This window comes from Deinococcus marmoris DSM 12784 (genome assembly GCF_000701405.1).
GTDB classification, from domain to species: Bacteria; Deinococcota; Deinococci; order Deinococcales; family Deinococcaceae; genus Deinococcus; species Deinococcus marmoris.
The window spans coordinates 1-24,757 of the sequence record NZ_JNIV01000068.1; the positions used below are offsets into that span (position 1 = coordinate 1).

The 24,757-nt window shown below is 65.2% G+C and carries 28 protein-coding genes; 11 read left to right on the top strand and 17 right to left on the bottom strand.

Annotation, left to right across the window (positions count from 1 at the left end):
- The 3 genes from Q319_RS27250 to Q319_RS0115325 form a co-directional block, all read left to right on the top strand.
- A partial coding sequence (locus Q319_RS27250) for a transposase (RefSeq protein ID WP_156039380.1) occupies positions 1-324 on the top strand: 324 nt, incomplete at its 5' end.
- A gap of 161 nt (positions 325-485) precedes the next feature.
- Positions 486-1,070 carry a hypothetical protein gene (locus Q319_RS0115320; protein WP_029483348.1) on the top strand — a complete coding sequence of 195 codons (585 nt, stop codon included), beginning with the start codon at positions 486-488 and terminating at the stop codon, positions 1,068-1,070.
- An 86-nt stretch (positions 1,071-1,156) separates the two neighbouring features.
- Positions 1,157-2,719 carry a bifunctional metallophosphatase/5'-nucleotidase gene (locus tag Q319_RS0115325; RefSeq protein ID WP_029483349.1) on the top strand — a complete coding sequence of 521 codons (1,563 nt, stop codon included), beginning with the start codon at positions 1,157-1,159 and terminating at the stop codon, positions 2,717-2,719.
- A gap of 81 nt (positions 2,720-2,800) precedes the next feature.
- Here the strand turns inward: Q319_RS0115325 and Q319_RS0115330 are convergent, their stop codons facing one another.
- Positions 2,801-3,700: a phytoene/squalene synthase family protein gene (locus Q319_RS0115330; RefSeq protein ID WP_051655443.1), complete on the bottom strand. Its 900-nt coding sequence runs from the start codon at positions 3,698-3,700 to the stop codon at positions 2,801-2,803.
- A gap of 116 nt (positions 3,701-3,816) precedes the next feature.
- A complete protein-coding gene (locus tag Q319_RS0115335) occupies positions 3,817-4,512 on the bottom strand; it encodes a class I SAM-dependent methyltransferase (RefSeq protein WP_051655444.1) in 696 nt (231 codons plus the stop codon).
- 84 nt (positions 4,513-4,596) lie between these two features.
- Here Q319_RS0115335 and Q319_RS0115340 point away from each other — a divergent pair, with 84 nt between their 5' ends.
- From Q319_RS0115340 to Q319_RS0115355, 4 genes are all read left to right on the top strand, one after another.
- Complete coding sequence (locus tag Q319_RS0115340; RefSeq protein WP_029483352.1) at positions 4,597-5,595, top strand: phage holin family protein; 999 nt, start codon at positions 4,597-4,599, stop codon at positions 5,593-5,595.
- Complete coding sequence (locus Q319_RS0115345) at positions 5,595-6,398, top strand: hypothetical protein (RefSeq protein ID WP_029483353.1); 804 nt, start codon at positions 5,595-5,597, stop codon at positions 6,396-6,398. The genes Q319_RS0115340 and Q319_RS0115345 overlap by 1 nt, the downstream gene beginning before the upstream one ends.
- A 164-nt stretch (positions 6,399-6,562) precedes the next feature.
- Complete coding sequence (locus Q319_RS0115350; RefSeq protein ID WP_029483354.1) at positions 6,563-6,946, top strand: Fur family transcriptional regulator; 384 nt, start codon at positions 6,563-6,565, stop codon at positions 6,944-6,946.
- Between the two features lie 125 nt (positions 6,947-7,071).
- Positions 7,072-8,082 carry a hypothetical protein gene (locus Q319_RS0115355; RefSeq protein ID WP_029483355.1) on the top strand — a complete coding sequence of 337 codons (1,011 nt, stop codon included), beginning with the start codon at positions 7,072-7,074 and terminating at the stop codon, positions 8,080-8,082.
- A gap of 67 nt (positions 8,083-8,149) precedes the next feature.
- Here the strand turns inward: Q319_RS0115355 and dusA are convergent, their stop codons facing one another.
- The 7 genes from dusA to Q319_RS0115390 form a co-directional block, all read right to left on the bottom strand.
- Positions 8,150-9,205, bottom strand: a complete 1,056-nt coding sequence (dusA, locus tag Q319_RS0115360) for a tRNA dihydrouridine(20/20a) synthase DusA (protein WP_029483356.1) — start codon at positions 9,203-9,205, stop codon at positions 8,150-8,152.
- 66 nt (positions 9,206-9,271) lie between these two features.
- Complete coding sequence (locus Q319_RS0115365) at positions 9,272-9,499, bottom strand: hypothetical protein (RefSeq protein ID WP_029483357.1); 228 nt, start codon at positions 9,497-9,499, stop codon at positions 9,272-9,274.
- 80 nt (positions 9,500-9,579) lie between these two features.
- Positions 9,580-9,939, bottom strand: a complete 360-nt coding sequence (locus Q319_RS0115370) for a DoxX family protein (RefSeq protein WP_029483358.1) — start codon at positions 9,937-9,939, stop codon at positions 9,580-9,582.
- 163 nt (positions 9,940-10,102) lie between these two features.
- On the bottom strand, positions 10,103-10,852 hold the full coding sequence (gene rph / locus Q319_RS0115375) for a ribonuclease PH (RefSeq protein ID WP_029483359.1): 750 nt from the start codon (positions 10,850-10,852) through the stop codon (positions 10,103-10,105).
- A gap of 10 nt (positions 10,853-10,862) precedes the next feature.
- Complete coding sequence (gene murI / locus Q319_RS0115380; RefSeq protein ID WP_029483360.1) at positions 10,863-11,669, bottom strand: glutamate racemase; 807 nt, start codon at positions 11,667-11,669, stop codon at positions 10,863-10,865.
- Positions 11,666-11,959: a nucleoside triphosphate pyrophosphohydrolase family protein gene (locus tag Q319_RS0115385; RefSeq protein WP_029483361.1), complete on the bottom strand. Its 294-nt coding sequence runs from the start codon at positions 11,957-11,959 to the stop codon at positions 11,666-11,668. The genes murI and Q319_RS0115385 overlap by 4 nt, the downstream gene beginning before the upstream one ends.
- On the bottom strand, positions 11,959-13,185 hold the full coding sequence (locus tag Q319_RS0115390; protein WP_029483362.1) for an aminotransferase-like domain-containing protein: 1,227 nt from the start codon (positions 13,183-13,185) through the stop codon (positions 11,959-11,961). Before Q319_RS0115390 ends, Q319_RS0115385 begins: the two co-directional genes overlap by 1 nt.
- Before the next feature lie 124 nt (positions 13,186-13,309).
- On the opposite strand from Q319_RS0115390, the gene fba reads away from it, so the two are divergent.
- Both fba and Q319_RS0115400 read left to right on the top strand, forming a co-directional pair.
- Positions 13,310-14,227: a class II fructose-1,6-bisphosphate aldolase gene (gene fba / locus Q319_RS0115395; RefSeq protein ID WP_029483363.1), complete on the top strand. Its 918-nt coding sequence runs from the start codon at positions 13,310-13,312 to the stop codon at positions 14,225-14,227.
- Between the two features lie 182 nt (positions 14,228-14,409).
- Entirely contained in the window at positions 14,410-15,123 is a 714-nt protein-coding gene (locus Q319_RS0115400; protein ID WP_245619280.1) for a hypothetical protein, read from the top strand.
- A gap of 84 nt (positions 15,124-15,207) precedes the next feature.
- Here the strand turns inward: Q319_RS0115400 and Q319_RS0115405 are convergent, their stop codons facing one another.
- Positions 15,208-15,726 (bottom strand): hypothetical protein, encoded by a 519-nt coding sequence (locus tag Q319_RS0115405; RefSeq protein ID WP_245619282.1) that lies wholly within the window; start codon positions 15,724-15,726, stop codon positions 15,208-15,210.
- Between the two features lie 140 nt (positions 15,727-15,866).
- Positions 15,867-16,430 carry a VUT family protein gene (locus Q319_RS0115410; RefSeq protein ID WP_051655445.1) on the bottom strand — a complete coding sequence of 188 codons (564 nt, stop codon included), beginning with the start codon at positions 16,428-16,430 and terminating at the stop codon, positions 15,867-15,869.
- Positions 16,431-16,553: 123 nt separating this feature from the next.
- On the opposite strand from Q319_RS0115410, the gene Q319_RS0115415 reads away from it, so the two are divergent.
- Positions 16,554-17,111, top strand: coding sequence for a C39 family peptidase (locus Q319_RS0115415; protein ID WP_029483367.1), 558 nt, complete (start codon positions 16,554-16,556; stop codon positions 17,109-17,111).
- 45 nt (positions 17,112-17,156) lie between these two features.
- On the opposite strand, the gene Q319_RS0115420 is transcribed toward Q319_RS0115415, so the two are convergent.
- The 5 genes from Q319_RS0115420 to Q319_RS0115440 form a co-directional block, all read right to left on the bottom strand.
- Positions 17,157-17,405, bottom strand: a complete 249-nt coding sequence (locus Q319_RS0115420; protein WP_156039381.1) for a hypothetical protein — start codon at positions 17,403-17,405, stop codon at positions 17,157-17,159.
- A gap of 259 nt (positions 17,406-17,664) precedes the next feature.
- Positions 17,665-18,765 (bottom strand): aminopeptidase, encoded by a 1,101-nt coding sequence (locus Q319_RS0115425; RefSeq protein ID WP_029483369.1) that lies wholly within the window; start codon positions 18,763-18,765, stop codon positions 17,665-17,667.
- Between the two features lie 69 nt (positions 18,766-18,834).
- Positions 18,835-20,049: an AI-2E family transporter gene (locus Q319_RS0115430; RefSeq protein ID WP_051655446.1), complete on the bottom strand. Its 1,215-nt coding sequence runs from the start codon at positions 20,047-20,049 to the stop codon at positions 18,835-18,837.
- A 77-nt stretch (positions 20,050-20,126) separates the two neighbouring features.
- Positions 20,127-22,250 carry a TRAP transporter permease gene (locus Q319_RS0115435; protein WP_034415377.1) on the bottom strand — a complete coding sequence of 708 codons (2,124 nt, stop codon included), beginning with the start codon at positions 22,248-22,250 and terminating at the stop codon, positions 20,127-20,129.
- A 144-nt stretch (positions 22,251-22,394) separates the two neighbouring features.
- On the bottom strand, positions 22,395-23,375 hold the full coding sequence (locus Q319_RS0115440; RefSeq protein WP_029483372.1) for a TAXI family TRAP transporter solute-binding subunit: 981 nt from the start codon (positions 23,373-23,375) through the stop codon (positions 22,395-22,397).
- Between the two features lie 200 nt (positions 23,376-23,575).
- Between Q319_RS0115440 and Q319_RS0115445 the strand changes: the two genes are divergently transcribed.
- Positions 23,576-24,340 carry an amino acid ABC transporter ATP-binding protein gene (locus tag Q319_RS0115445; RefSeq protein ID WP_029483373.1) on the top strand — a complete coding sequence of 255 codons (765 nt, stop codon included), beginning with the start codon at positions 23,576-23,578 and terminating at the stop codon, positions 24,338-24,340.
- Positions 24,341-24,508: 168 nt separating this feature from the next.
- Here Q319_RS0115445 and Q319_RS26335 read toward each other — a convergent pair.
- Positions 24,509-24,757: transposase (locus tag Q319_RS26335; protein WP_156039382.1), on the bottom strand; the 249-nt coding region annotated here is incomplete at its 5' end.

The following is a 24,757-nucleotide window of genomic DNA, read 5'->3' on the forward strand; positions in this document are numbered from 1 at the left end:
TACCGATTGCGCTGGAGCATCGAGTGTACGTTCAGCAGCATGAAGTCGCGTGGCTTTGACCTGGAACGGTCAGCGGTGACCCACGCTGACCGATTAGAGCGGTTGTTTGGACTGGTCACGCTGGCCTGGGTGTGCTGTCTGCGGGTGGGCGTCTGGATGAATGCGTCCAAACCAATTCCAGTCAAAGCGCATGGTCGTCGCGCAGTCAGCGTGGTCCAGTATGGCTGGCAATATCTGGCGAGAGCGCTGAGATGGGATCACCCACAGGCCGAAATATACTTCGGCCTCTTAAATCAACCTTTCTCCGCACCCAGCGCCACTTAAACGCAAGTTGTCCGGTACTGAAGCTGTAGAGGCAGAATAGAGGTGATAGAGGGGAGGACGCGCCATTGCTGGGTGTCCTCCTCTTCTTTACCGCCTTTTCCCTTTCCTGAGCTTTTGTCTGGCTTTCAGGGGCGCGTCATCTGGGGCCGTTAGGCTGAGGCATGACCCGCCTGACCATGCGCGTGACCCTGGCCCTTCTGTTGCTGGGGGGCGCGTCTGCGGTCAGTCAGGCGGCGGACAGAGCGCTGCAACCGCTGCCGCCGCGTGTCGCCGGAGGAGCCAGCATGAACGTGGGGGCCATTCAGGACGCGCTGCCCACCCTGGACCTGCTGATCACCGTGCAGTTGCTTGGGGGTCTGCTGGAGCGGCAAGGGATCACGCTGGACGCCGGGGCCACTCAGGAACTGCGCGTCCTGCTGCTCCCCCTGCTGTCCCGCGAGGAACTGCGCCCCGCCGACGCCCGCCGATTGCAAGCGTCCGTGTACGCGGTTCTCTCGCCGTCTCAGGAGTTGACGCTGAAACAGGCCCGCGCCGCGCTGGAGGCCAGGGTGCGGGCGTTCATGACCCGTGCCCGTTTCGCCACGCCGGACGGTCCCCTCAACCTGACCCTGACCCGCTACGGCCTGATGGTGCCGGGCGGGCAGGCGACCGTAAAGGCAGTTGTGGGAGCGAACGGCAACCCCTATGTCCAGGCCGGTGTAAACGCCGAATTGCTGACGCGGCTGCTCAAGCTGCTGGAACCCTGATCTGGCGGCGGGAAGGCGTGCAACTGCCGTTCCTGCCCGCACCACACTGGGCATGACCCGTCCATCCGGGTTAACATAAACGCTCTATGAAACTCACACGTTCCGTTCTGCTGAGCGCTGCCCTGCTGGGCACGGCGTCCGCTGCTCCCGTCACCATCACCGTGCTGCACACTGACGATCTGCACGGCCACCTGGAACCCACCAAGATCGGTGAGGGGATGTACGGCGGCTACGCCCGCCAGACCACGCTGGTCAAGAAGTACGCCGCCGAGGACCCCAATCCCCTCGTGCTGTCCGGGGGCGACACCTTCCAGGGCACGCTGTTCTACAACGTCTACAAGGGTCTGGCCGACGTGCTGTTCATGAATTACCAGGGCTATGACGCGATGGCGGTGGGCAACCACGAGTTCGACGACGGCCCGGCGGCGCTGGCCAAGTTCGTGGACAAGGCCAAGTTTCCGGTGCTGGCCGCCAACATCGACGTCAGCACCGAGCCGCTGCTCAAGGACCGCATCAAGCCCTACGCCATCCTGAACGTGGGCGGCGAGAAGGTCGGCGTGATCGGCGCGGTGACCCCCGATCTGCCGCTGATCAGCAGCCCCGGCGAGAACGTCAAGATGCTGGACCTGATGAAGAGCCTCCAGGCCAGCGCCGACGTCCTCAAGGCGCAGGGCATCAACAAGGTCTTCCTGGTCTCGCACCTGGGCTACACGCTGGAGCAGGAAGTGGCCAGGACCGTTTCGGGCATCGACGTGATCGTGGGCGGGCACTCGCACACGCTGCTGGGCACGTTCGACAACAAGGACTTCCCCGCCAGTGAGGGGCCGTACCCCACCGTGGCAAACAACCCCGACGGCAACAAGACCCTGCTGGTCGCCGCCTGGGAATGGGGCAAGGTGCTGGGCCGCCTTCAGGTCAAGTTCGACGACGCCGGGGCTGTGGAGTCCTGGGAGGGCAACCCCATCCCCGTGTCCGCCGACGTGCCCGAGGACGACACCGCCAAGCGCATGGTCACCACCCTGACCGTGCCGATTGCCGCCCTGCGCCGTCAGGTGGTGGGGACCGCGCCCAAGGGGCTGAACGGCAGCCGCGAAGTGGTCCGCAAGCGCGAGAGCGGCATGGCTAACGTGCTGGCCGACGCCTCACTGGCCGCTGGCAAGCAGGCCGGGGCAGTCCTGGCCCTGGTCAACGGCGGGGGCGTGCGCTCCAGCATCGACGCTGGCCCGATCACCTTCGATGAGGCCATTACCGTGCAGCCCTTCGGCAACTCGCTGAGCCTGCTGGACCTGAGCGGCGCGCAGATTCGCGCGGCACTGGAACACGGCGTCGCCACCTGGAGCGAGAACAAGGGCCAGTTCCTGCACGTGTCTAAGGGCATGAGCTACACCTTTGACCTGAGCAAGCCCGCAGGCAGCCGCGTGACCGCCGTGACCCTGGACGGTCAGCCGCTGGACGACGCCAAGACCTACAAGGTGGCCACCAACAACTTCACGGCAGGCGGCGGCGACGGCTTTACCATGTTCAAGGGTGCGCCTCGCCTGGACACCGGGACGCTGGACATCGACATCCTGGTGGATTACCTCAAGGCCAATCCCAACCTGACCGCCGAGCCGGAAGGCCGCATCGTGGTGCAGAACGAACCGAAGTAAGACTTGAGCTAAAGTTTCAGTCTATTGAAAGTCCCCTCTGCCACATCAGGCGGAGGGGACTTTTCATGTGCAGGTCTGATTTTATCCGCCTGTTGCGCTCCGCAATTCCCACCACGCGCGCGGCAGCATCAGCAGTTTGCGGGTGCCGCTGACATAGGCTCGGCGGTTGAAGTTGTCGTACCCGGCGCGTTCCAGATCGTCCAGAATGCCTTCATAGGCGCGGGCAGCGGTGGCGACGGCCAGGCGGGCGCTGCCGTGCAGGCAGGGAATCCCGGCGCGCCCCTCGGCGTACCAGTCGCGGGCCAGCGCGCACAGGTGGGCCATCAGGGCGCGGTACTCGGGGGTCACCACACCGCGTTCCAGATCGGCGCGGGTCACGCCGTACTCGGTCAGCAGGCTCTGGGGCAGGTACACGCGCCCACGCGTCAGGTCCTCGCCCACGTCGCGCAGGATGTTGGTCAGTTGCATGGCCTGCCCCAGCATCAGGGCGTGTTGCAGGGTCTTCTCGCCGCCGCTGAAGCCGCTGACCGGGGCGATCATGAACCCGATCACCCCGGCCACCCGGCGGCAGTACAGCGTCAGGTCGTCCATATTGCGGTAGACGTGATCTCCCAGGTCCATTTGCAGGCCGTCGTGCAGCTCGGCGAAGGCCGACAGCGGGATCGGGTAGGTGCGGGTGGCCCAGGCCAGCGCCGTGTCCACCGGATCGGGTCCGGGCCGTCCGGCAAAGGCGTTCTGAATCCGGCCCCACCACGCGTCCAGCTCGGCGCTCACGCTGTCGGCGGTGGACTCGTCGGCGATGTCGTCCCCGGTGCGGCAGGCCGCGTACACCGCCCAGACCGCCTGCCGCTGCCGCAGCGGAAACAGGCGGGACCCCAGAAAAAAGGTCTTGCTGTGGTCCCGCGTCACGTCCCGGCAATGGTCCACCGCCTGCGCCGGGGCAGCGGGATTCTGGGAGGAGGGCAGGGACGTCTTGATCATGGGCAAAATTCCTTGAGACAGAGTCTAGGGGGTCTGACAGGGCTAAACCTCCCACATTCTTACAGACTCCTGACAGATGGGGCGCAGGCAGGGCGGTAGAAGACGAGATCAATCCTTTACACAGCGGCGTCCTGGCTGGGCGTCAGGTCCTGGTCTTTGACATAGCGCCCGAACCTCACTGCGCCGATGCCCAGGCCGTCCGTGAGGGACATGCCGGGCAGTTGCCGCCCCACCCACGCCGGATCGGGAAAGTTCAGGCCGCCCAGCGCGGGTCTGGAAAGCAGGCTTTGCAGCGGGCCGCCTGTGCGCGGCAGGTACATCAGCCACAACTGGCCACCGGGGCGCAGCACGCGCGCCAGTTCAGACAGGAAGCGGTCCGGCCCGTGGGTCTCGTTCAGCGTCGCGCCCACCGTCACGCCGTCGAAGCTGGCGTCCGGCAGCCCGCTGTTCTCCAGATTCAGCAGCGCCCAGTCGATGTTTCCGCTCGTTTCACGGCGCTGGCCCTCGCGCAGCATGGGGGCGCTGAGATCGGCGGCCAGCACCCGGCAGCCCGCCGCTGCCAGCACGCCCGCGTAAAAGCCCGCGCTGGTTCCGGCGTCCAGCCAGTCCTGCCCCGGTTGCGGGCTGCACAGGGAACGGAACAGCCGGGCCTCGCGCTCCAGACTGAAGGCGGTGCCGCTCAGCAGGCCCAGCGATTGTGCGCGCCACAGCATGTAACCGCGTGCGGTCAACTCCAGTTTGTTGCTGTGCTGGGCCAGACTCAGGTCCGGCGAGGCGGTGCGGGGGTTCAGGTTTCCTTGCATCAGGGGCATTTGCGGCACGTTAACTATTATGCTGGGCGTTATCTGGCCTGTCTGTTCACGCCCAGGCGTGGGGCCGCTCCCCGGAGGGAATGCATGGAAGAACGCAAGAGTATGGGAGGGGCCATCGTCGACGTGTTCGATGCGGGCGTAACCCTCGTCAAATCCGAGATCAATGCGCTGGTCAAAAAGTTCAGCGAGATCGCCAAGGCCAAGGGCATCGGTGTGGTGCTGCTGCTGGCCGCCACCGGCCCGCTGGTGCTGGCGCTGATCTTCCTGATTCTGGCGGTGTTCTACGGATTGATGCGTCTGGGGCTGGGAGCCTGGGCCGCCGCGCTGCTGATCGCCGTCTTCAGCTTCGTGGTCACGGGCGCGATGATCCTGCTGGGCATCCGCAAGCTGGGCGCGGAAGTGCAGACCGAAGAACCCCGCGCCAAGAGCTTCGCCTCCATGACCGAGGACGAGCGCCTGGAAGCCCAGTACCAGGCCGAACAGGCCGAGAAGGCTGCGAAGGAACGCCGTGCGGCCCAGGCCACCCAATCACAGGCCACTCCGGTTCAGGACAAGGTCCCTGCCAGCGCCGTCTTCCCGCCCAGCGCCGCACCACGCGGGACAGCGGCCCCAGTTGGCGCGGGCAGCGTCGGCATGGGCGCGTCCATGCAGCACACCGCCGGGAACCAGCAGGCGCAGGTGGGCGCACCGGATCTGGCCAAAGATCAGGATTCGCGCCAGCCGGCCAGCCGGACCTCGGTGGAAGTTCCCCGCGATCCCGGCCAGTACGCCGCCGGAGAGAACCGCTACGTGTCTCAGGACGGCCAGCGGGCCACTGTGCGCGTGGAGGGCGGCACCTCCACCGTGCCGGTCTACGAAAGCGAACCGGACGGCTCGGCCAAGATGTACGGCGACTCCCTGAACGAGAAACTGGATACGGGCGAGGTGCCCAGCGCCAACCACGCCGAGACTGGCGCGCACAGCACCAAGAAGCATGATCCCCGCTTGCAGGAACCCGTGGTCCTGAGTGACGCTCCCGGAATCCCGGTCAGTACCGACCCCACCTACAAAGAAGACATCAAGAAGGGCGGAGGTGACTACTGATGGCCAACTACGATGCCAGCTCTAATCTGTCCGGCTCCAACCTGACCGAGCGCGAGGCCGCCCGCGAACGCCTGAAAGAAAGCCTGGACGTGCTGGCCGAACGTGCCAACCTTCAGGTGCAGATGCAAAAGGAGCCGGTCAAGATGCTGGGCGGCGCGTCCGCCGTGGGCGCGGTTCTGGGCCTGCTGATCGGCACGCGGTTCAAGCGGACCAAAAAGATCTACGTGGACGCCGGGAGTCCCGTCAAGCACCAGAAGGGACTGATCAAGGCCCAGAACGCCCAGAAGGGTGGCGGCGGCGTGGGCGGCGCACTCCTAGCCACCCTGGGCACCCTGGCGGTCAAGACCCTGTCGGACCGCGTGCTGGCCCCCAAGCTGGAGCAGATCGCCCAGAACATGCTGGAGAAATCTGGCGAGGCTCCCAAGGCCAAAACGGACAGGCCCAAGCAGATGGAGCGGTCATCGTCGGCGGGGCCATCTCTGAGCAAACGTGAGGCTCCTGTCGCCACGTCCGGCTCTGGCCCCAAACCAATGGGCACGGCTTCCGCAAGCACCAACCCCAGCGCCACCGCCTCGTTCCTGAAACCCGCGTCTGGCGGTCAGGCAGGGTCTGCCAACCAGACCGTGCCCACCGATCAGGCCGAGAGCCACAATGTTCAGGCCGGGGTAGAGGGCAGCTCGCCGCCGATGGCCGCCAGCCACGATCACCCCGGCGTGGTTCCTACCCCCAGAAGCGTGGTGGAGGCCAAGGCCCAGGGCAGCGCCATCGCCCCCGATGAGAAGGGTAATCCCAACCTGCGCTGATCGCCACCCGCAGACAGCGTCCTGGAGACAGCACAGCCCACATTAAACACGGTCCACATCAAATACGGTCCACATCCAACACAGCCCGCCGCGCAATGGTGGGCTGTGTTTTGTTCTGGCCCCACTTTTTGATCTGGCCTGCCCGGTCTGCTAGCCTCGGGGGTATGACCGCCACCCGCAGCACCCGCCAGCGCGACGTGATCGCCCAGGTTCTGGGCCGCGCCCCTGGGCCGCTGGCCGTGCCCGAGATCCTGGGTCTGGCCCAGAGCGATCTGCCGGGCCTGGGCATCGCCACGGTGTACCGCACCCTGAAACTCATGACCGAGCAGGGCCAGATCCATCCGGTTACGCTGGACGGCGAGACCCTTTACGAGGCGGCGGGCAAGGGCCACCACCACCATTTCTCTTGCACCCGCTGCGGGCGAGTGTTTACCCTGCACACCTGCCCCGTCGCGTTGCCACGCGGCACCGTTTACCCCGGCGGTTTCGTGGTGGAGGCCCATGAGGTCACGTTGTACGGCCAGTGCCCGGAGTGCGCGGCAAACTGAACGGCCCTTCAAAAAGACAAAAAGAGAAGAAGAGACGAGAGTGGGCGACCGGTTCATGGTCATTGCCCCCACCGGGTGTTCCCGTGGTCAGTAACTTCAGGTATGATTTAAATGAAGGAGCCTTCATGCCCAGAGTTCTGTTGCCCGCCGCCCTCGTGTTGACCGCCCTCCTCAGTGCCTGTGGTGGGGGTGGTTCAACGCCTGCTGTCACCACCCTCGAACTCACGGGGGGCACGTCCCTGGCCATCGGCGCACCGGCACAGCTCAACGCCGTGCTGCGTGACGGCGGCGGTCAGGCCCTGCCGTCACAGGTGACCTATACCTCCAGCCAGCCCAATGTCATGGAGGTGGACGCTGCGGGAAATCTGAAGATCAAGCGGCTGACTGCCACCGATCAGCCTGTGGAAATCACGGCCAGCGCAGGCGACAAGACGGCGACGCTGGTGGTTTCCACCTACGGGCTGGAACTGGCGGTGGGCACCTACGTGTGGAACCTCCAGCCGTTCGGAGCCGCGCCGGGCCGCTTCATTGCCGTGCGCTACCGCCCGGAAAGTGGCCAGTCGCAGGCCTCGACCTTCACGGTGACGGCCCCCGGTAATGAAACCCTGAGCTGCGATCTGTCCCCGAAGAATGTCAACAACTGGTGCTGGTGGGCGCTGCCCGACGCCAAGAAGTACCCGGCTGGAGAGTACCGCGCAGGTCTGGTCCAGAACGGCGTGACCTACGCAACCACGGCGACGCTGCCACAACCCGGCGCGACCCTCGGTTTCGTGGATGGGGGCGCGGCGACGGTCAGCCAGCGCGCCGTCACCTTCGCGGGCAAGCGGCCTGCCGACGCAAAGTGGCTCTATTCCTACGTGGCCAACCGCCGGTTGGAGACCTCTTCCCTGGGCAGCCGCCACACAGACCAGAGCGCTGTTCTGCGCGGTCAGGCGGAACAGCCCGAGAACCCGCTGGCCGTCTCGGTGTATTCCACGGCGCTGCCGACCACGCTGAACATCGGGACTGCGGTGGCCTCTGGCAAATACGAGACCTGGATCACGGCCATGTCCGGCGACCTCAGCAGTTTTGCCGAGGTCTTGCCTGAGCAGTTCGACGTTTCCGCCACTTTCGGCGGAGAGGTCACGCTGAAGTAGCGCCGAAGTGGGGCTAGACCAGGGTGGGGCCACTGGATGATTGGCCCGAAAGGGCCGTATCTGTTTCCTACCCGGCGGCGGGCTGAAGGTCCCGGCTTTCCAGCGTGCCCGGTTGTGCGTCCAGCACCCCGTCTGGCACACCAGCCAGGGCCGCTTGGACCACTTCCAGGCCCGTGCCCGGTCTGTGTCCCTGTTCGCTGAGGGTACGTTTCCAGTGCCGCGCCCCCGGCTGCCCGGCAAACAGACCCAGCGTGTGCTTCATCATTCGGTTCAGGGGCTGCCCGGCCTCTAATTCGGCGGCCACGAAAGGCAGGAACGCCTCTATCGCCTCACGGCGGGTAGGCGGCGTCAGTTCGTCTCCGAACACGTCGCGGTCCGCCGCCGCCAGAATAAACGGCGTCCCGTAGGCCGCCCGTCCGATCATCGCGCCGTCGGCCCAGGCCAGGGCTTGCTGCGCGTCTCCCAGGGTCAGCAGGCCACCGTTCAGCACGATGGTCAGGTCTGGGAAATCCGCCTTGAGTTGCCGCACCACGTCATATCGTAGCGGCGGAATCTCACGGTTCTCCCTGGGCGACAGGCCCGATAGCCACGCCTTGCGCGCATGGACGATGAAGGTCTCGCAGCCTGCCGCCGCCACTGTCCGAACAAATCCGCTCAGGTGTTCATAGCTGTCCAGATCGTCGATGCCGATGCGGTGCTTGACGGTCACGGGCAGGGGCGTTGCGCCGCGCATGGCTTCCACGGCGCGGGCCACCACATCCGGCGAGGCCATCAGGCACGCCCCGAAAGAGCCGCTGCTCACGCGGTCACTGGGGCAGCCGCAGTTCAGGTTGATCTCGTCGTAGCCGTACCCGGTGGCGATGCGGGCGCATTCGGCAAGTGCTGATGCGTCGCTGCCGCCCAGTTGCAGGGCCACCGGATGCTCGGCCTCCCCGAACGACAGGTGCCGTTCGCGGTCCCCGTGCAGGATCGCCCCCGTGGTGATCATCTCGGTGTACAGCAGCGTGCGGCGCGTCAGCGTGCGGTGAAAGGCCCGGCAGTGGCGGTCTGTCCAGTCCATCATCGGGGCGACGGACAGGGTGTGGGGGGGCAGTGTTGAGGGGTCTGGGGCAGAGGCGGACATGCAAGGGAAATTGTAAAGGGAGGCGCGTGGGGCAAAAGTGCCCACGCGCCTCCTCATGATTTGGATCTACACTTCCCGTCCCGTACCCGTGTCTGCGTCAAACGCGGTGCCCGAACCGTCGGTGTCTTTCGGGCGGTCCGGCACCGCCTCGGGGGACGGGCGTTCCATGCCAATCGGCGTGTCGGTCATGCCCGTCTCGGACTCGTCGTAGTGGCCGCTGCGCTCGCTCATGCCGTTGCCCAGATCGGCGGGCAAGCCGCCCTGCGCTCCATCCCCTTTCGGATTCTTAGTCATGCCACGAGTCTACGGAGGGAACGGTGCAGCGTGGCGGGTCGGCCCTTCATGCAGGCTTGCGAAGAGGCCCCCGCCCAGGCTCAATCCTGGCCGCTGATGTAGATCAGTGCGCCGAACAGCGCCAGATTCTTCAGGAACTGCGTCTGCTGCTGCTCGCGCTCCTTGCCGCTTTTGTCCCAGAACGGGTGGCCGATGACGGTGGTGGGGACCATGCTGGCGGCCAGCGCGGTGCCGGCCAGGCGCGGTAGCACCCCCAGCGCCAGCAGCGCGCCCGCGCCCACCATCACGCCGCTGTTGATCTGGACGGCCAGTTCGGGCTGCGGGATTTCTGCGCCCCGCGCGGCACGCACGATGGGTTCGGGGTTTTGCATATGGTCCAGACCGTTCTTGATAAAGATGCTGGCAAGCAGCGCCCGCCCGATAAATTTCGCTACGCTCATGGTGATCCTCCTTGGGAATAGGCGGAGTTTAGCGCAGGGGACGGGCGAGAGGCGGGGCCGACGTTCAGTCAAGGTTTGGGGAAGGACTTGACCTGGAGTCGGTTTGTCTGGCTTTCTTTGGAGGCGAGCTGGCGGCGAAGCAAACTGAGCTGCTTTCCGCGTCTCAGCCCCTGGCTTCTGCCAACTGCCGCCCCAGCTCACGCAGCACGCCCTGCACAGCTTCCGTCCCCGCGTTCAGCAGGGCCATGTATTCGGGCACGGTCAGCGGGCCGTCTTCCGCGCCGCCCTGGGCCTCGATGATCAGTCCGGCGTCGGTGGCGACGATGTTCAGATCTGCCCGCGCGGTGCTGTCCTCGGCGTAATCGAGATCGACGCGCAGTTCCGCGCCCACGTAGCCCACGCTGATCGCGCCGACGCTGTGCAGCAGGGGCCACTCGCTGAGGGTGCCGCCCTTGACCAGCCGGTCACAGAAGTCGTGCAACGCTGCGTGCGCCGCCAGGATGCTCGCCACGCGCGTGCCGCCGTCGGCCACCAGCACGTCGCAGTCCACGTAGATGGTCTGGTTTTTAAAGGGGCGCAGGTCCATGCTGGCGCGCAGGGCACGGCCCAGCAGGCGCTGAATCTCATGCCGACGCCCGTTTTGCAGGCCACGCTCGCGCGGGGTGCGGTCATGTGTGGCGCGCGGCAGCATGGCGTACTCGGCGGTCAGCCAGCCCTCTTTCTTGCCTCGCATGTGCGGGGCGGGTTTGTCCTCCAGGGTGACCGTGGCCAGAATCTCGGTGCGCCCCAGCTTCAGGTGCGCGCTGCCCGGCGCATACGGATTGACGCCGCGCCGCACGGACAGGGGCCGGGGCTGGAGGAGGTCACGCCCCTCGCGGACGGGCACTTTAGGGGAACCGGAAGGAGACGACATGGCCCGCAGCTTATCCCCCGGCTGCCGCCAGATGCAGAGGTTCGGTCTGTCCTGTGCTGAGGGCGGCGAAGACGGGTCGGGCGGCCTCCACATCCCCGGTCACGAAATAGGACGCTTTGCCCTGCTGCTGACGGTCATTCAGCAGCCCCGCAGTCTCCAGCACGTTGCGGGTGTGCCGCGCCACTGCCGCACCGCTGTCCAATAGGGTGAAAGTGCCGCCAAACTCTTCCCGGATGCTGTCTGCCAGAAACGGGTAATGCGTGCAGCCCAGCACCAGTTGATCCGCTCCAGCCTCTGCCAGCGGCGTAAGCGTTTCGCACAGCACCTCGCGGGTGCGTTCGGCGTTTGCCTGCCCCGCCTCCACCAGCGGCACTAGTTCCGCGCTCACGGCGGTCAGCACGCGCACGCCCGCCGGACCTGCGAAAGTGTGGATCACGTCCTGAAGCAGCGTGCCGCGCAGCGTGCCGGGGGTGGCGAGAACGCCCACCACGCCCGTTTTCGTGGCGGCCACGGCGGGCTTCAGCGCAGGCACCAGCCCGATAATCGGCATCTCGAAACGGGCGCGCAGATGTTCCAGGCTGAACGCCGAGGCCGTATTACACGCCACCACCACGGCCTTGACTCCGCGTGCGTGCAATTCCGAAACAGCGCGGTCCGTCAATACGCGGATTTCCTCGCCGGGCCGCGCGCCGTAAGGAATGTGCGCGGTGTCGGCCAGATAGATAAAATCCTCGTGTGGCAGCAGTTGGCGCAGTTCGGCCAGCACGCTCAGGCCGCCCACGCCGCTGTCGAAGACGCCGATGGGGGCGCGATTCATCCGGGCAACTGATCCTGACGGTCTAGGCTTTCAATCGCGGCCACGGCCACCGCCGCCACCTGAATCAGTTCCTGGCGGTACTCCGCGAGGGTGCGCGGGCCGTGCTGGGCCGCCCGTTTGTCGTAAGTGGGAAACAGCGTCTCGAACACCGCCTGATTCGCCTCGCCCACTTCCTCGGCCAGCACCATCAGCCAGGTGGAAGGATCGTGGTCCTGCTGGCCCCACTTGGCGTCCTGCCGCTGGCGTTCGGCCAGAACCTCGCCCAGGACGGCTCCAGTTTTCTCTGCCATCAGTCCAGCGCCTCGCGGATCGTCTCGCCCAGCGCCCGGATTCCCTGTTCGATCTGCTCCGGCGTGGCGTTGCTGTAGCTCAGGCGCAGCGTGTTCTCGCCGCCGCCCAGCGCAAAAAACGGGCTGCCCGGCACGTAGGCCACGTTGCGGGTTAGGGCGCGCACGAGCATCTTCGTGCTGTCGATCTGCCCCGGCAGGGTGATCCACAGGAACATGCCGCCCTCGGGCCGGGTAAATTCCACACCGCCAGGGAACTCCTCCTCGATGTGCCCCAGCATCAGGGCGGCGCGTTCGCCGTATGCCTTCCTGACCATCTCGATCTGGCGGGGCAAGACCTCGTCCAGCAGCTCGGTCACGATCATCTGGTTCAGAGTGGGCGTGTGCAGATCCGCGCCCTGCTTGGCCTGCACCAGCTTGGAAATGATCGGCGCGGCGGCCTGCACCCAGGCGTCGCGCAGGCCCGGCACCAGGGTCTTGGAAAAGCTGGAGCAGTAGATGATGTGATTGGAATTCACGTCTCCGGCGTACTCCAGCCCCAACTCGTACAGACTGGGCGCGGCCTCGCCCGTGAAGCGCAACTGGCCGTAGGGATCGTCCTCGATGACCAGCACGCCGTACTGCCCGGTCAGTTCCACCAGATGGCGGCGGCGCTCGGCGCTCAGGGTGCGCCCGGTGGGGTTCTGGAAATTGGGCACGGCGTACAGCAGCTTGGCCGGAGTCGTCCTGAGAATGCCTTCCAGCGCGTCCAGGTCGATGCCGCCGTCGTCCGTGGGCATCTGGACGTAGTTGGGGCCGTAGGGCTGGAAGGATTGCAGCGCGCCCAGATAGGTGGGGGCCTCCACCAGCACGGTGTCTCCCTCCGAGATCAGGATTTTGCCCAGCAAATCCAGCCCCTGCTGGCTGCCGGTCACGATCTGCACGTTGGCGGCGGGAATGCTTGCTTTCTTGCCGATCCATTCCCTGAGCGGTGGATGCCCCTCGGTGGTGCTGTATTGCAGGGCGGCGGGGCCGTATTTCGTCAGGGCCGTGTCGGTGGCGCGTCTGACCTCTTCCAGTGGGAACAGCTCCGGCGCGGGCAACCCTCCGGCAAAAGAAATCACATCCGGCTGCTGTGTGATCTTCAGAATCTCGCGGATGGCGCTGGCGTTCATGCGCCGGGCGCGTTCAGACAGCAGGGCCGTGAAGTCGGGTGCCTTGAATTGGGCAGCAGGGCGAGCGGGGGTCATGGGGATTATGGTACGCCGGAGCCGGGATGCTGAGAGGACCGCCATATCTTTTGACCGTGTCCAAACGACCTGACCCCCGCCCGCGCCAGCCGGGTACAGTAGGGGAGCTTACAAGGAGGCAATCATGCTCGTAACTGGTAATGACATCCTGATTCCCGCCCGCGCTGGCAAGTACGGCGTCGGCTCGTTCAACACCAACAACATGGAGATCACCGAGGCGATCATCCACACCGCCGAGCGGCTGCGGAGTCCGGTGATGGTCCAGATGAGCGAGGGAGCCATCAAGTACGGCGGGCAGGATCTGGCGAACATCGTCATCGATCTGGCAAAGCGGGCCACCGTTCCTGTCGCCCTGCACCTCGATCACGGCAGCAGCTACGAGTCGGCGCTGAACGCCATCCGCATGGGCTTTACCAGCGTGATGATCGACGCCTCTCACTCCGATTTCGAGGGCAATGTCCGGGAAACCCGCCGGGTGGTGGAGGCCGCGCACGCGATGGGCATCAGCGTGGAGGCCGAGATTGGCCGTCTGGGCGGTATCGAGGAACACATCGTCGTGGACGAGAAGGACGCCTTTCTGACCGATCCCGAGGAAGCGGTGCGGTTTATCGAGCAGACTGGCACCGATTATCTGGCGATTGCCATCGGCACCAGCCACGGCGCGTTCAAGGGCAGGGGCCGTCCGTACATCGATCACGCGCGCATCGAGAAGATTGCCAGCATGACCGGGATTCCGCTGGTGGCGCACGGTTCCAGCGGCGTGCCCCAGAAAATCGTCGAGCGTTTCCGCGCGGCGGGCGGCGAGATCGGTGACGCGGCAGGAATCGCCGACGAGGATTTGCAGCGCGCCACGGGGTTCGGCATCGCCAAGGTCAACGTGGACACCGATCTGCGGCTGGCCAGCACGGTAGGAATCCGCGAAGTGTTGCAGGCCACCCCCAAGGAATTCGATCCGCGCAAGATCTTTGGCCGTGCCAGAGACGTGATGTCGCAGGTCATCGAACACAAGATGGGCGTACTGGGCAGCGTCGGCAAGGCCTAAGCACCTCTCACTTCAGAGGTGGGGCGGGGGCTGCGGCTCTGGCCCCACCTTTTGATTTTTAGTTGATTTTTGGAGGCTGCGGACGCATGGTCTGTCAGGCGTTCCAGTGCCGCCTTAACTGATCTTCAGGTGAGCCTCTTCGCCACGAGTTCTCACCCGCACGCCCTATGCTCGAAACTGGCATGAAGGCGGCCCGTACTCTTCTCTTTCTGGCATGTTCGGCGGTCCTGGTCTGGTCCCAGGCGGCTGACGGCGTATCCCCATTGACGGCGGGCAACGTCTCGCGGCTGGCGGCCCTGCTGCCGTTGCCGGGCCAGTCGGCCACCCTGCTGGAAAAGCGGCCCAGCCTGTCCACCGTGGGCTTGCAGACGCGGGTGCTGCGGGTGGGCGGCAGCCCGGAAGCGCTGTATCAGGTGATCGTCAGCGCCAGCAAGGGCGTGCGCGCTCCCTACGATCCCCGGCTGGGCATCACCGAGGAGGAATACAAGCAGTATCTGGTGTTCCAGTCGGTGCTGGCCTCCACTGGCCGGACGCTGCGGCTGCCGCTGACGCGCGACAGTAACCGCGTGATGTTCGGCAACACTTCTGGCCTCAACGGCGTGCTGGACGGTGTCAGCATCAACCTGCGAACCGGCGAGATGCGCGGCCCGGAAGGCTACAGCGCCCTGCCCACCCTGGTTCCCCCCAGCACCGCCCCGGACCGCGTGCTGGATGTCCGCAGCGGCTTTCAGTGGAAGGTGATCGGCAGCGACGCCACCGCCGGAAACGGTGTCAAGGGCACCCTGAACCTGCTGGAGCTGGGCAGCGGCCAGATCGTCCTCAACTACACCCGCACCAGCATGATCAACCGCAAACTGACCGAGGGCGAGATCATCGTCGGCTACTACGAACGCTGAGCATCAGATCGGTCCGCAGCGGCGAGGTCATGCAGACCATCTGATTTTGGGCAGGCGTGCGCCGCCAGAGCTGTTGGCCCCGGGCTATTTCTGCTTGCCGAACAGCCGGGGAAAGCGGCCTGTGCTGGCGGGCGCGGGCGGGGTGGCCGGGGCAATCGAGGTTTCCAGTTCGTGGACGGCGGCCAGCAGGTACGCGGGCACGCCTGCACGGGCCAAGTCGTCACCGTTCATCCATTCGGCGGCCAGCAGTTCGCTGTCCTGGGGATTCAGGATGCCCGAGCAGTAATCGCTGCCGAAGATCAGGTTGAGGCGTGCGTCGCCGTTCCCGCCCTCCACTCCGCGCGCCGCGTGCGAGCCGACCAGCCGCAACTCGGCCACGGCCAGCCCCACCTGTGACAGCAGGGCGCGGCGCAACTGTGATTCCACGAAGTTGTCGCCGCTGGCTGCGTCCAGAATCAGGCCCGGCAGCCCGTACAGTCCACCGGGCAGCAGCGGCGCGCGGGGCCGCACGATCAGGTAGGTCTCGCGCTGCCGCACCAGAGCAAAGACCCCCACCTGATAGGCGGTCACGGACGTGTTCTGATCGCTGGCGGGGAGGGTCAAGGGTCTGGGCTGCTCCTGTAAGAAATCATGTGGGGGGAATCGTGTGTGGGAGGGCGTGACGTGCTAAGCATCATTGTAGTGCTGGAGAGGATTTTTCAGAACCCCCATCCCGCTACCCCCAACGGTTTGTGAAGAAATCGTCAGGCTGCTGCCCGGCTGGTCTGGAAGACCCGCACCGCGAACAGCGCCGCGATCAGGTACTTGGCCAGGATGTCTGCGAAGATGATCTGTGCGATCTCGCCCCCGGACATCAGGCCCCAGAAGGCCAGCAGGTTGAACAGCACCGAGTCCAGCGGCACGCTCACGGCGTTGCTGGCCAGCACCCGCGTCCACCAACTGCGGTGCAGGAGGCGCTGATACACGGCGGTATCGGCCAGTTCGCCGGCCAGGATCGCCAGAAAGGACGCCCCGATAAAGCGCCATTCGGTGCCGGTCAGCAGGGCCGCCAGCGTGTTGATGATCAGCGCGGCGGCGATGGCGATGAACACGGCATTCAGGCCACCCGCGCGGTGAATCCGGTCCCGCAGCGTGAACACGGCGGCAAAGAAGATAGTGCCGACGCTGAGCAGGCCGTACACCGGCAGCGGAATGAACCTGTCGAGGGTAAGGTTGGCGGCCAGAATGCTCAGCACATACAGGGCGATCAGGAGCAGCGGTATGTTGCGAAAAGGGGCAGGGCGTCCCCGCGCGAAAAAATGGTTCATTGTTCCCACCTTCGGCCTGGGCGACTGTAGAGGTCACGGGCCGCCGATCAGGGTAGCAGACCCGCAGACGGGTCAGAGGAGCTTGAAAGACTGCTGTGACGCCCGGTGCGGCAGACTGCTGCGGTGCGTTCCCGTTTTCTGTTCCTCGCCTTGCTGTTGGTCAACCCGGCACACGCCGCCGCACCTACCCCCGGCTACGTGCTGTCCGGGATGCCCCTGATCCGCCAGAGCTACAATGCCTGCGGCCCCGCCAGCCTGACGCAGGTTTTGCGCTATTACGGCGTGAATGTGGACATGGCGACGGTCAGCGCCCACACCCGCCCGTCCGACACGTCATACATGACGGCGCAGGCCATTCTGGACTTCGCGCCGCGCGTGGGCATGGAGGCGCGGCTGTATTCGGGCGGCTCGATCAACACCGTGCGGACCGCGATTAAAAGCGGCGTTCCCGTGATCGCGCTGCAAACCTATGTCAGCCCCAGTGGACAGATTATTCCCCACTGGCGTGTGGTGGTGGGCTACAACGACGCTGCCCGCCAGACCTACCTGATGGACCCGCTGCTGGGCTACGTGGCGATGGGTTACGACGACTTCGCCCGCGTGTGGGCGGACCACCGGGGCCAGTTCGCCCTGATGTATCCGCCCAGGCTGTCGGCCACAGTGAAAAAGGTGATCGGTTAGGCCAGCAGCGCTTCAACCGTCTGTTCAAGCCCCAGATTCCAGGACTCAGATTCCAGGACCCAGATTTGAGGTGTCCAGCACGCGCCAGCCCGCAGCCAGATCCTCGGCGGCTGGCATGGACGGGTGGATGGACGCGGTCATCGGTACCAGACTCAGGGTGTCGAACGCCTTGCCCACGCGGGCCTGGGTGACCTCCAGCGTGGGATACAGGAAGACCGGGCGCACGTCCAGCGCCTGCCCATCGCGTGTGGGCCAGTGAACGCGCATCGCCTCCAGATCGGCGGGCCAGTGCAAATTGACGAACGGCTTCCGGCGGGTGGTCCGGGCTGGGATGGACCAGACCGGACACCACCAGTTCCCACAGGTCATCCACGGGCAGATGCAGGCCGCGCGGATAACGCTGAAGCAGGGCGTGGGCCACACTGCTCTTGCCCGTGCCCGGACTGCCCGACAGCACCCAGACGGGGCCATTCCCCGGAACCCGTTTTTCTCCTTCTCGCTCCCCCTGGAGTTCAGGTGTTTTCCAGCACCTTTCAAGCGGAGTCCGTGTCACTCACAGAAACTGGCCGCCCTCCTGAATCACCTCGCCGTCCGCACTGAGGCGTCCGCCGCCGCGCAGGTCGGTGATCAGATCCCAGTGAATGCCGCTGGTGTTGGTGCCCCCGGTTTCCGGGTAGCTGCGGCCCAGCGCCAGATGCACCGTGCCGCCAATCTTCTCGTCGAACAGGATGTTGCCGGTGGGCGTCTGGATGCCGCCGTTGGTGCCGATGCCCAGCTCACCCAGCCGCCGCGCGCCGGGATCGGTGGCAAGCGCAGCCCGCAACACGTCCTCGCCCTCGTCCGCTGTCGCCTCTACCACCTGCCCCGCGCGGAAGACCAGCCGCGCGCCGCGAACAGTGGTGCCGTTGTACTGGGCGGGAACGGTGAAGGTGATGACGCCCTCTGCCGTGTCTTCAATGGGTCCGGTAAAAACCTCGCCGCTGGGCATGTTGCGCTTGCCGTCGCTGTTGGCCCAGGTGCGGCCCCCCACCCGCAGGGTGATGTCTGTGCCGGGGGCCTCGATGCGGATGGTGTCGGCCACCCGCAGGCGCTCGATCAACGTGGCCTGCATGGCGCGGACCTCGCCCCAGGCGGCCACCGGATCGGGGCGGTCCAGAAACATGGCGCGGGTGACGAACGACTCGAACTCTGGCAGAGTCATGTTCGCCTGGGCGGCGGCGTAGGCGGTGGGGTACAGCGTCAGGCTCCACTTCCTGCGGGCGCGGATGCCTGCCAGCTCCGCGCGGGAGGCGGTCAGACGGGCGCGGCGGGCAGCGTCCACCTGGCCGGGCTGTTCGGGGGTCAGCACGCGCAGGCTGCCGTCCAGCGCCCCAAAGTCGGTGGCCTCGGCGGGGTGAAAACTGCCCAGCACCTCGTCGGAAGCCAGTTCGGCCAGGTCATCCATCTGGCCCGGATATTCCAGCCGGGTCACGGGCCGCGCGCCGCGTATCAGCAGGGCGCGGGTGACCTCGCGCAGCAGCGAGGCCGCCTCCGTGCCGCCAGTGACCATCAGCCGCTCGCCGGGGGCGGCGTACAGACAGTAGTCGGCCAGCAGTTCGGCGTGCTTTTTCGGATCGTAGCTTGCCAGTTCGGGGCGGCTCTGCTCAGGGGTCATGGGCGCGAGGATAGCGGTGGGCGGCGGACCCAGGATGAAACCAACGTTTCAGACCCTCAATCCTCCGGGCTACTTCTCCGCCCTGACTTCCAGATTTTTCGGCACGGTCAATTCCTGCGGCACCGCGCCCGCCACACCCCGGTAAGCCGCACTCGTCATCCAGTACCGCTCCAGCCAGCGCTTGAGCAGCGTGGCAGTGGGAATGGCGATGATCGCCCCCACCGGCCCGGCCAGCGCCAGCCCCACCAGCAGCGCAATGAGGATGGCGGCGGGGCTGAGACTGACCACCCGGCCCATGATGAGCGGCCCCAGCACGTTGCCCTGCAACTGGTTGATGATGAAAAACAGCGCGGTGACCAGCCCGATGGTCAGCCCGCCCTGTGGAATGGCCTGCAACATGGCAACCACGGCGGCCAGCACGATGCCGATGTACGGCACCAGACTCAGCAGGCCGCTCAGGGCACCCAGCGCCAGCGCGTTCGGCACTTGCAGGGCCAGCAGACCCAGCGTGGAGAGAACTGCGCCCGTCAGCATCAGCAGCAACTGGCCGCGCAGGAAGCCGCCGAAACTCTGGCTCACGTCCTCCGAGAGCCGCAGCACCGTGGGCTGCGAGGCGCGCGGAAAGACGCGCAGCAGGCTAGGGCCTACCCGCCCGTAATCCAGCATGAAATAGGCCGCCAGTGTCACGATAAAGCCCAGTTGTCCCAGCCAGCCCACCAGATTGGACAGCGTGTTCAGCACGTTGGGGCCGGAATTGAGCAGCCGCTCCAGCAATGGCCCGCTGTTCTGGGTGATGTTGGTGGTCTGCTCGTCGATGTAGTTGCTGACGCTGTTCTTGAGACCCTGCACGCCGGGAATGGTGTCCAGCCGGTCCAGCAGGTTAAACAGCGCAATCTTGAGGTTGATGGCAATGACTGGAATCCCGGCGATCAGCCCCGTCACCTGCTGGCTGAGGGTCACGATCAGCAGCGTCGTCAGGCCCAGCGCCACCAGAATCAGCAGCAGCACGCCGATCATGCGCCCGACGCGGCGGCGTTCCAGCCATTCCAGAATCGGGTTGACTAAAAAGGCCAGTCCGTAAGCGGTCAGCACGGTCAGAATCACGCTGGCGAGCAATTGACTGCCCCACAGCAGCGCCCGCACGGCCACCACGATCAGGGCGGTGTACACGATCAGCCGCACCAGCGGCACGGCCCACAGCCGCCCGATCAGGTCCCGCACGTCGCGCGCCGCCCGCCAGTCGCGTACAGGCGCGCGTGGGCCGGAAGGGGGCGGCTGGGTCATGCTTCCTATCCTGCCATTTTGGGACGGCAAAAGTGACGCCCCCGCTGTGCAAGCCGGGGACGCGCCGAGATTTGAGGTTAAGCCGCGACTGGCACCGCAGTCGGCGGCTCCTTGCGGCTGGCCGCCTTCTGCCACAGGTACACCAGCGCGATCAATCCCAGCGCGGCCAGATTGACCAGCATATGCGTGGGAATGATCAGCATGAACGAGGCCACCAGCAGCAGCAGCGCCTGCACGGGGTTGGTCTTGCGGTGCAGGAAACGCATGGTGGCCGCGCTGAAGGCCACCAGCCCGATAAAGGCGAACAAGATCATGAAAATCGCGTCGCCGAAGCCCAGCCCGCTCAGGCGGTTATTGGCGATCAGCAGCAGTTGCGGGTTAAAGAACATCATGTAGGCCAGCAGCGCCGTTCGCAGCTCGTACTTGAAGGCCTGCACACCGGTGGCCACCGGATTGCCGCCGCTGATGGCCGCCGCCGCGAAGGCCGCGAGTGCCACCGGCGGCGTACTGTCGGCCATGATTCCAAAGTAGAAGACGAACATATGTACGGGCAGCATTTCCACCGGATTGCTGTTGTCCAGGCCCGCGATCTTGGCGATGATGGGCACGATCAGGGCGCTCATCAGAATGTAGTTGGCGGTGGTGGGCAGGCCCATGCCCAGGATCAGCGCAATAAGCTGCGCCATCATCAGCACGATCAGGATGGCCCCGAATCCGGCCACGGCCCCGGCGTCCACCCCTGGAATCAGGCCCGCCACACCCAGCAGCAGGTTGCGGACACCGTCGCTGACCGTCTGCACGATGTCGGCCAGCCCGAAACCCAGCCCCGTGATGGTCACGATGCCCACGATGATCCCGGCAGCGGCGGTGGCAATGGCGATACCGATCATGCTGCGCGCCCCGCCCTCGAAGGCGTTGATCAGCTTTTTCCCGGCGTCCATCAGCCCCTGCTGCACACTCAGGCCCAGCTTGCGGCCAAAGTACACTTCCTGAATAAACATCATCACGATCATCATGAAAATGGTGTTCAGGGCGACGCGTTCGGGGGTGGCTTCCGGGTTGATGGTCAGCGTGCCGATCAGGTAGCCCAGCGGAATCAGGTAGTACCAGCCCTTCACCAGGGTCTGGCGCACGCGCGGCAACTCGTTCTTGGGCAGGCCCTTCAGCCCCAGCTTCAGCGCTTCCAGATGTACCACGACCAGCAGCGCGCCGTAGCACAGGAACGCCGGAATGGCCGCTGCCAGAATCAGGGTGCGGTACTCGATGTTCAGGTTCTGCGCCATGATGAAGGCCGCCGCGCCCATGACCGGGGGCATCAACTGGCCGTTGCTGGAGCTGGCGACCTCGATGGCCCCGGCCTTCTCGGCGCTGTAGCCCACCCGTTTCATGGTCCCGATGGTGATGTTGCCGCCCGTGACCACGTTGCTGACCGCCGAGCCGCTGATGATGCCGTTCAGGGCGCTGCTCAGGACGCTGGCCTTGGCCGGGCCGCCCCGGAAGCCGCCCAGTGCCCCCTGCGCCACATTCATGAACCAGTCGCCCGCGCCCAGCTTGTCGAAGATGGCCCCGAACAGCACGAACAGGAAGACGATCTGCGCCGAGACGCCAATCGCGGTGCCGAAGATGCCCTCGGTGTTGGCGAACAGTTGCCCCACCACCTGCGGCCACGTCTGCCCGGCGTGAAGTTGAAGCTGTGGCCCCAGGTCTCCCCGGATCAGTCCGCGCGGCCCGGTCAGGGCGTACAGCATGAACACTGAGGCCACGATGGGCATGGCAATCCCGATGGTGCGCCACGCGGCCAGCAGCAGCAAAATGACCATCGCGCTGCCGACATACACGTCCGTGTTCGTCAGCGCGCCGCCCTGCACGGTGGCAATCGCCGGATACTGCGCGATCAGGTAAATGGCCGTTCCGGTCGCCAGCAGGCCCAGCACCCAGTCGTACCACGGCACCTTCGTCTGCGGAGTTCCCGGCGTCTTGCGGAATGGGAAGACCATGTAGGCCAGGCTGAAAGCGAAGGCCAGGTGAATGGCGCGCAGGGTCAGCAGGTCGATGTTCCCCACCTGCGCGGCGTACATCTGGTACAGGCACCACGCCACGGCGATCACGGTCACCATCGTCTTCTGCCAGCCAAACAGCTTGCGCCCCCCGGTTTCGGCGGCCTCCACTATTTCCAGGGCGCGGCGTTCGCCCTCGGTCATCTCGACGCCCGGCGGCTCCAGGCTGGGGTCACTGCTGATCGGTCTTGTGGGATCACTCACTGCTTGCTCATCTCCTTTTCCAAGATGAGGGGGTCAGCCTCCCGGTAAATGTCTGGCTGACCCCCTCTATTCGTTCGAGTGACCTTACTTGACGCTAATGCCCTGTTCCTTGAAGAACTTGACTGCGCCGGGGTGCAGCGGGGCGGGCAGACCCTTGACCGCTTTGGCGTAGCTGAAGTTGGTGCCCAGGGCCGGATGAATGGCCTTCAGCGCCTTCTCGTCACCGAACGCGGCCTTCATGGCCTTGTAGATGGTGTCCTCGCTCTCGGCGCTGGTGGTGACCAGCGTGGCCTGCACCGCCACGCCGGGCACGGTGACGTCGATGCCCTTGTAGCTCTTGGCGGGAACGTTGTAGCGCACGTAGAAGGGGTACTTCTTGATCAGGCTGGCGGCCTGGTTGCCTGCCACCGGCACCAGTTTCACGTCCACGGTCTGGGCGATCTGGGCAATCGCGCTGGCCCCCACGCCCACGGTGTAGAACAGGGCGTCGGCGCGCTTGTCCTGCATCAGCGAAATTCCCTGCGACGGCGAGACGCGCAGCGCCTGACCCAGATCGTCGAACTTCAGGCCGTAGACTTCCATGACCTGCGCGGCGGTCTGCTCGGTGCCCGAACCCAGGTCCCCGATCACGACTTTCTTGCCCTTCAGGTCAGCGATGCTGTTGATACCGGCGTCCTTGCGGGCGATCACGTGCAGCACCTCGGGGTACAGCACGGCCATGGTGCGGATCTTCTTGTCGGCCTTGCCCTTGAAGGCGTCCAGGCCGGTGCCGGTGTAGGCGTAGAACACCACGTCGTTCTGAGCCACGGCGGCGTTCAGCTCGCCCGTGGTCATCGCGTTCATGTTGAACACGCTGCCGCCCGTGGAGCGCGCGTTGGCGCGGATGCCTCCGCCCGCGTCGTTCATCATCTTGGCCATGCCGGTGGCGACAGGAAAGTAGACGCCCGTGGTGCTGCCGGAGCCGATGGTCAGAAAGGTGGTGCCCTGGGCGAGCGCTGCGCCCGTGAACAGCGCGGCGGTGCCGAGAACGGCGGCGGTCATGACCTGCTGGGTTCGTTTCTTCATTTGAATCCTCCGTGATGACGGTCCTGAAGACAGATCAGGCCGCATGGAATGTTGAGAATGTCGGATGTTAGCACAGGGTGGAAATTGGACGCGCTTCCATGAAATCCCGTCAGATTCTCCTGGGGCCGATTCTTCTGTCTGGGACGCGGTGCAAGCGCAGCAAGCGGTCTGCACGCTTCCCCTCGGATAGAGTTGAGTTCATGACAGACCTCGCCAAATCCAGCCCCACAGGTGCGCCGATCATCCAGGCCGAGAATGTCCAGAAAAGCTTTGGCAGCTTTCAGGCTCTGAAGGGCGTCAACCTGAGCGTGCGCGCGGGCGAGGTGGTGGTCATCATCGGCCCGTCGGGCAGTGGCAAGAGTACGTTTATCCGCACCATCAATGCGCTGGACCCGCACGACGGCGGCAGCATCACCGTGGACGGCATTCCGCTGAACGGCAAGGGCAACCTGGACGCCATCCGGCGCGAGGTGGGTATGGTCTTTCAGTCCTTCAACCTGTTTCCGCACCTGACCGTGCTGGAAAACATCACGCTGGCCCCCACCCGCGTTCGCAAGACCAGCAAGGCCGACGCCGATGCGCGCGGGCTGGAGCTGCTGCGCCGGGTAGACATCGAGGAACAGGCCCACAAGTACCCCGCCCAGCTCTCCGGTGGCCAGCAGCAGCGCGTCGCCATTGCCCGCGCCCTGGCGATGGACCCCAAGGTGATGCTGTTCGACGAGCCGACTTCGGCCCTGGACCCCGAAATGATCAAGGAAGTGCTGGACGTGATGAAGGATCTGGCGCGCGGCGGCATGACCATGCTGGTGGTCACCCACGAGATGGGCTTTGCCCGCGAGGTGGCGGACCGCCTGCTGTTCTTCGATCAGGGCAATGTCGTGGAGGACACCACGCCGGACGAGTTCTACAACAACCCACAGCATGAACGGGCCAAGCAGTTCCTAGGCAAGATTCTGGGGCACTGAGGATCAGTGAGTTTTTCTGGGGATGTAGCGATGGAGAATGCAGATTTAAGATTGATTGATCTTTTCGAGGCCGTGATGGAGAGGCCGTATCTCTACACCGTTGGCGGCACCTATCAGAGGCTGTTTAAAGCCCAATTCTTGGGGGATGTCCGTATGTGTCGCCCGTCATCAAGCGCACAACCTATTCAGTAAAATACAGCTCCCAGCCGCATAAATAAAGCCCTCGGAGATCGGCATACACTCTTCGTAGTCCACTTTCAATCGTCTGAAATTCAGCAGCCAGGCAAAAGTTCGTTCCACCACCCAGCGTTTACGGACCACCTTGAACCCCTTGCTGCCTCGACGCGCCATCTCCACAGCCAACTGGAATTGCTCTTCAGTCGGCGTGTTGGTAGGCAACTGGGCGATCCCGCCGAC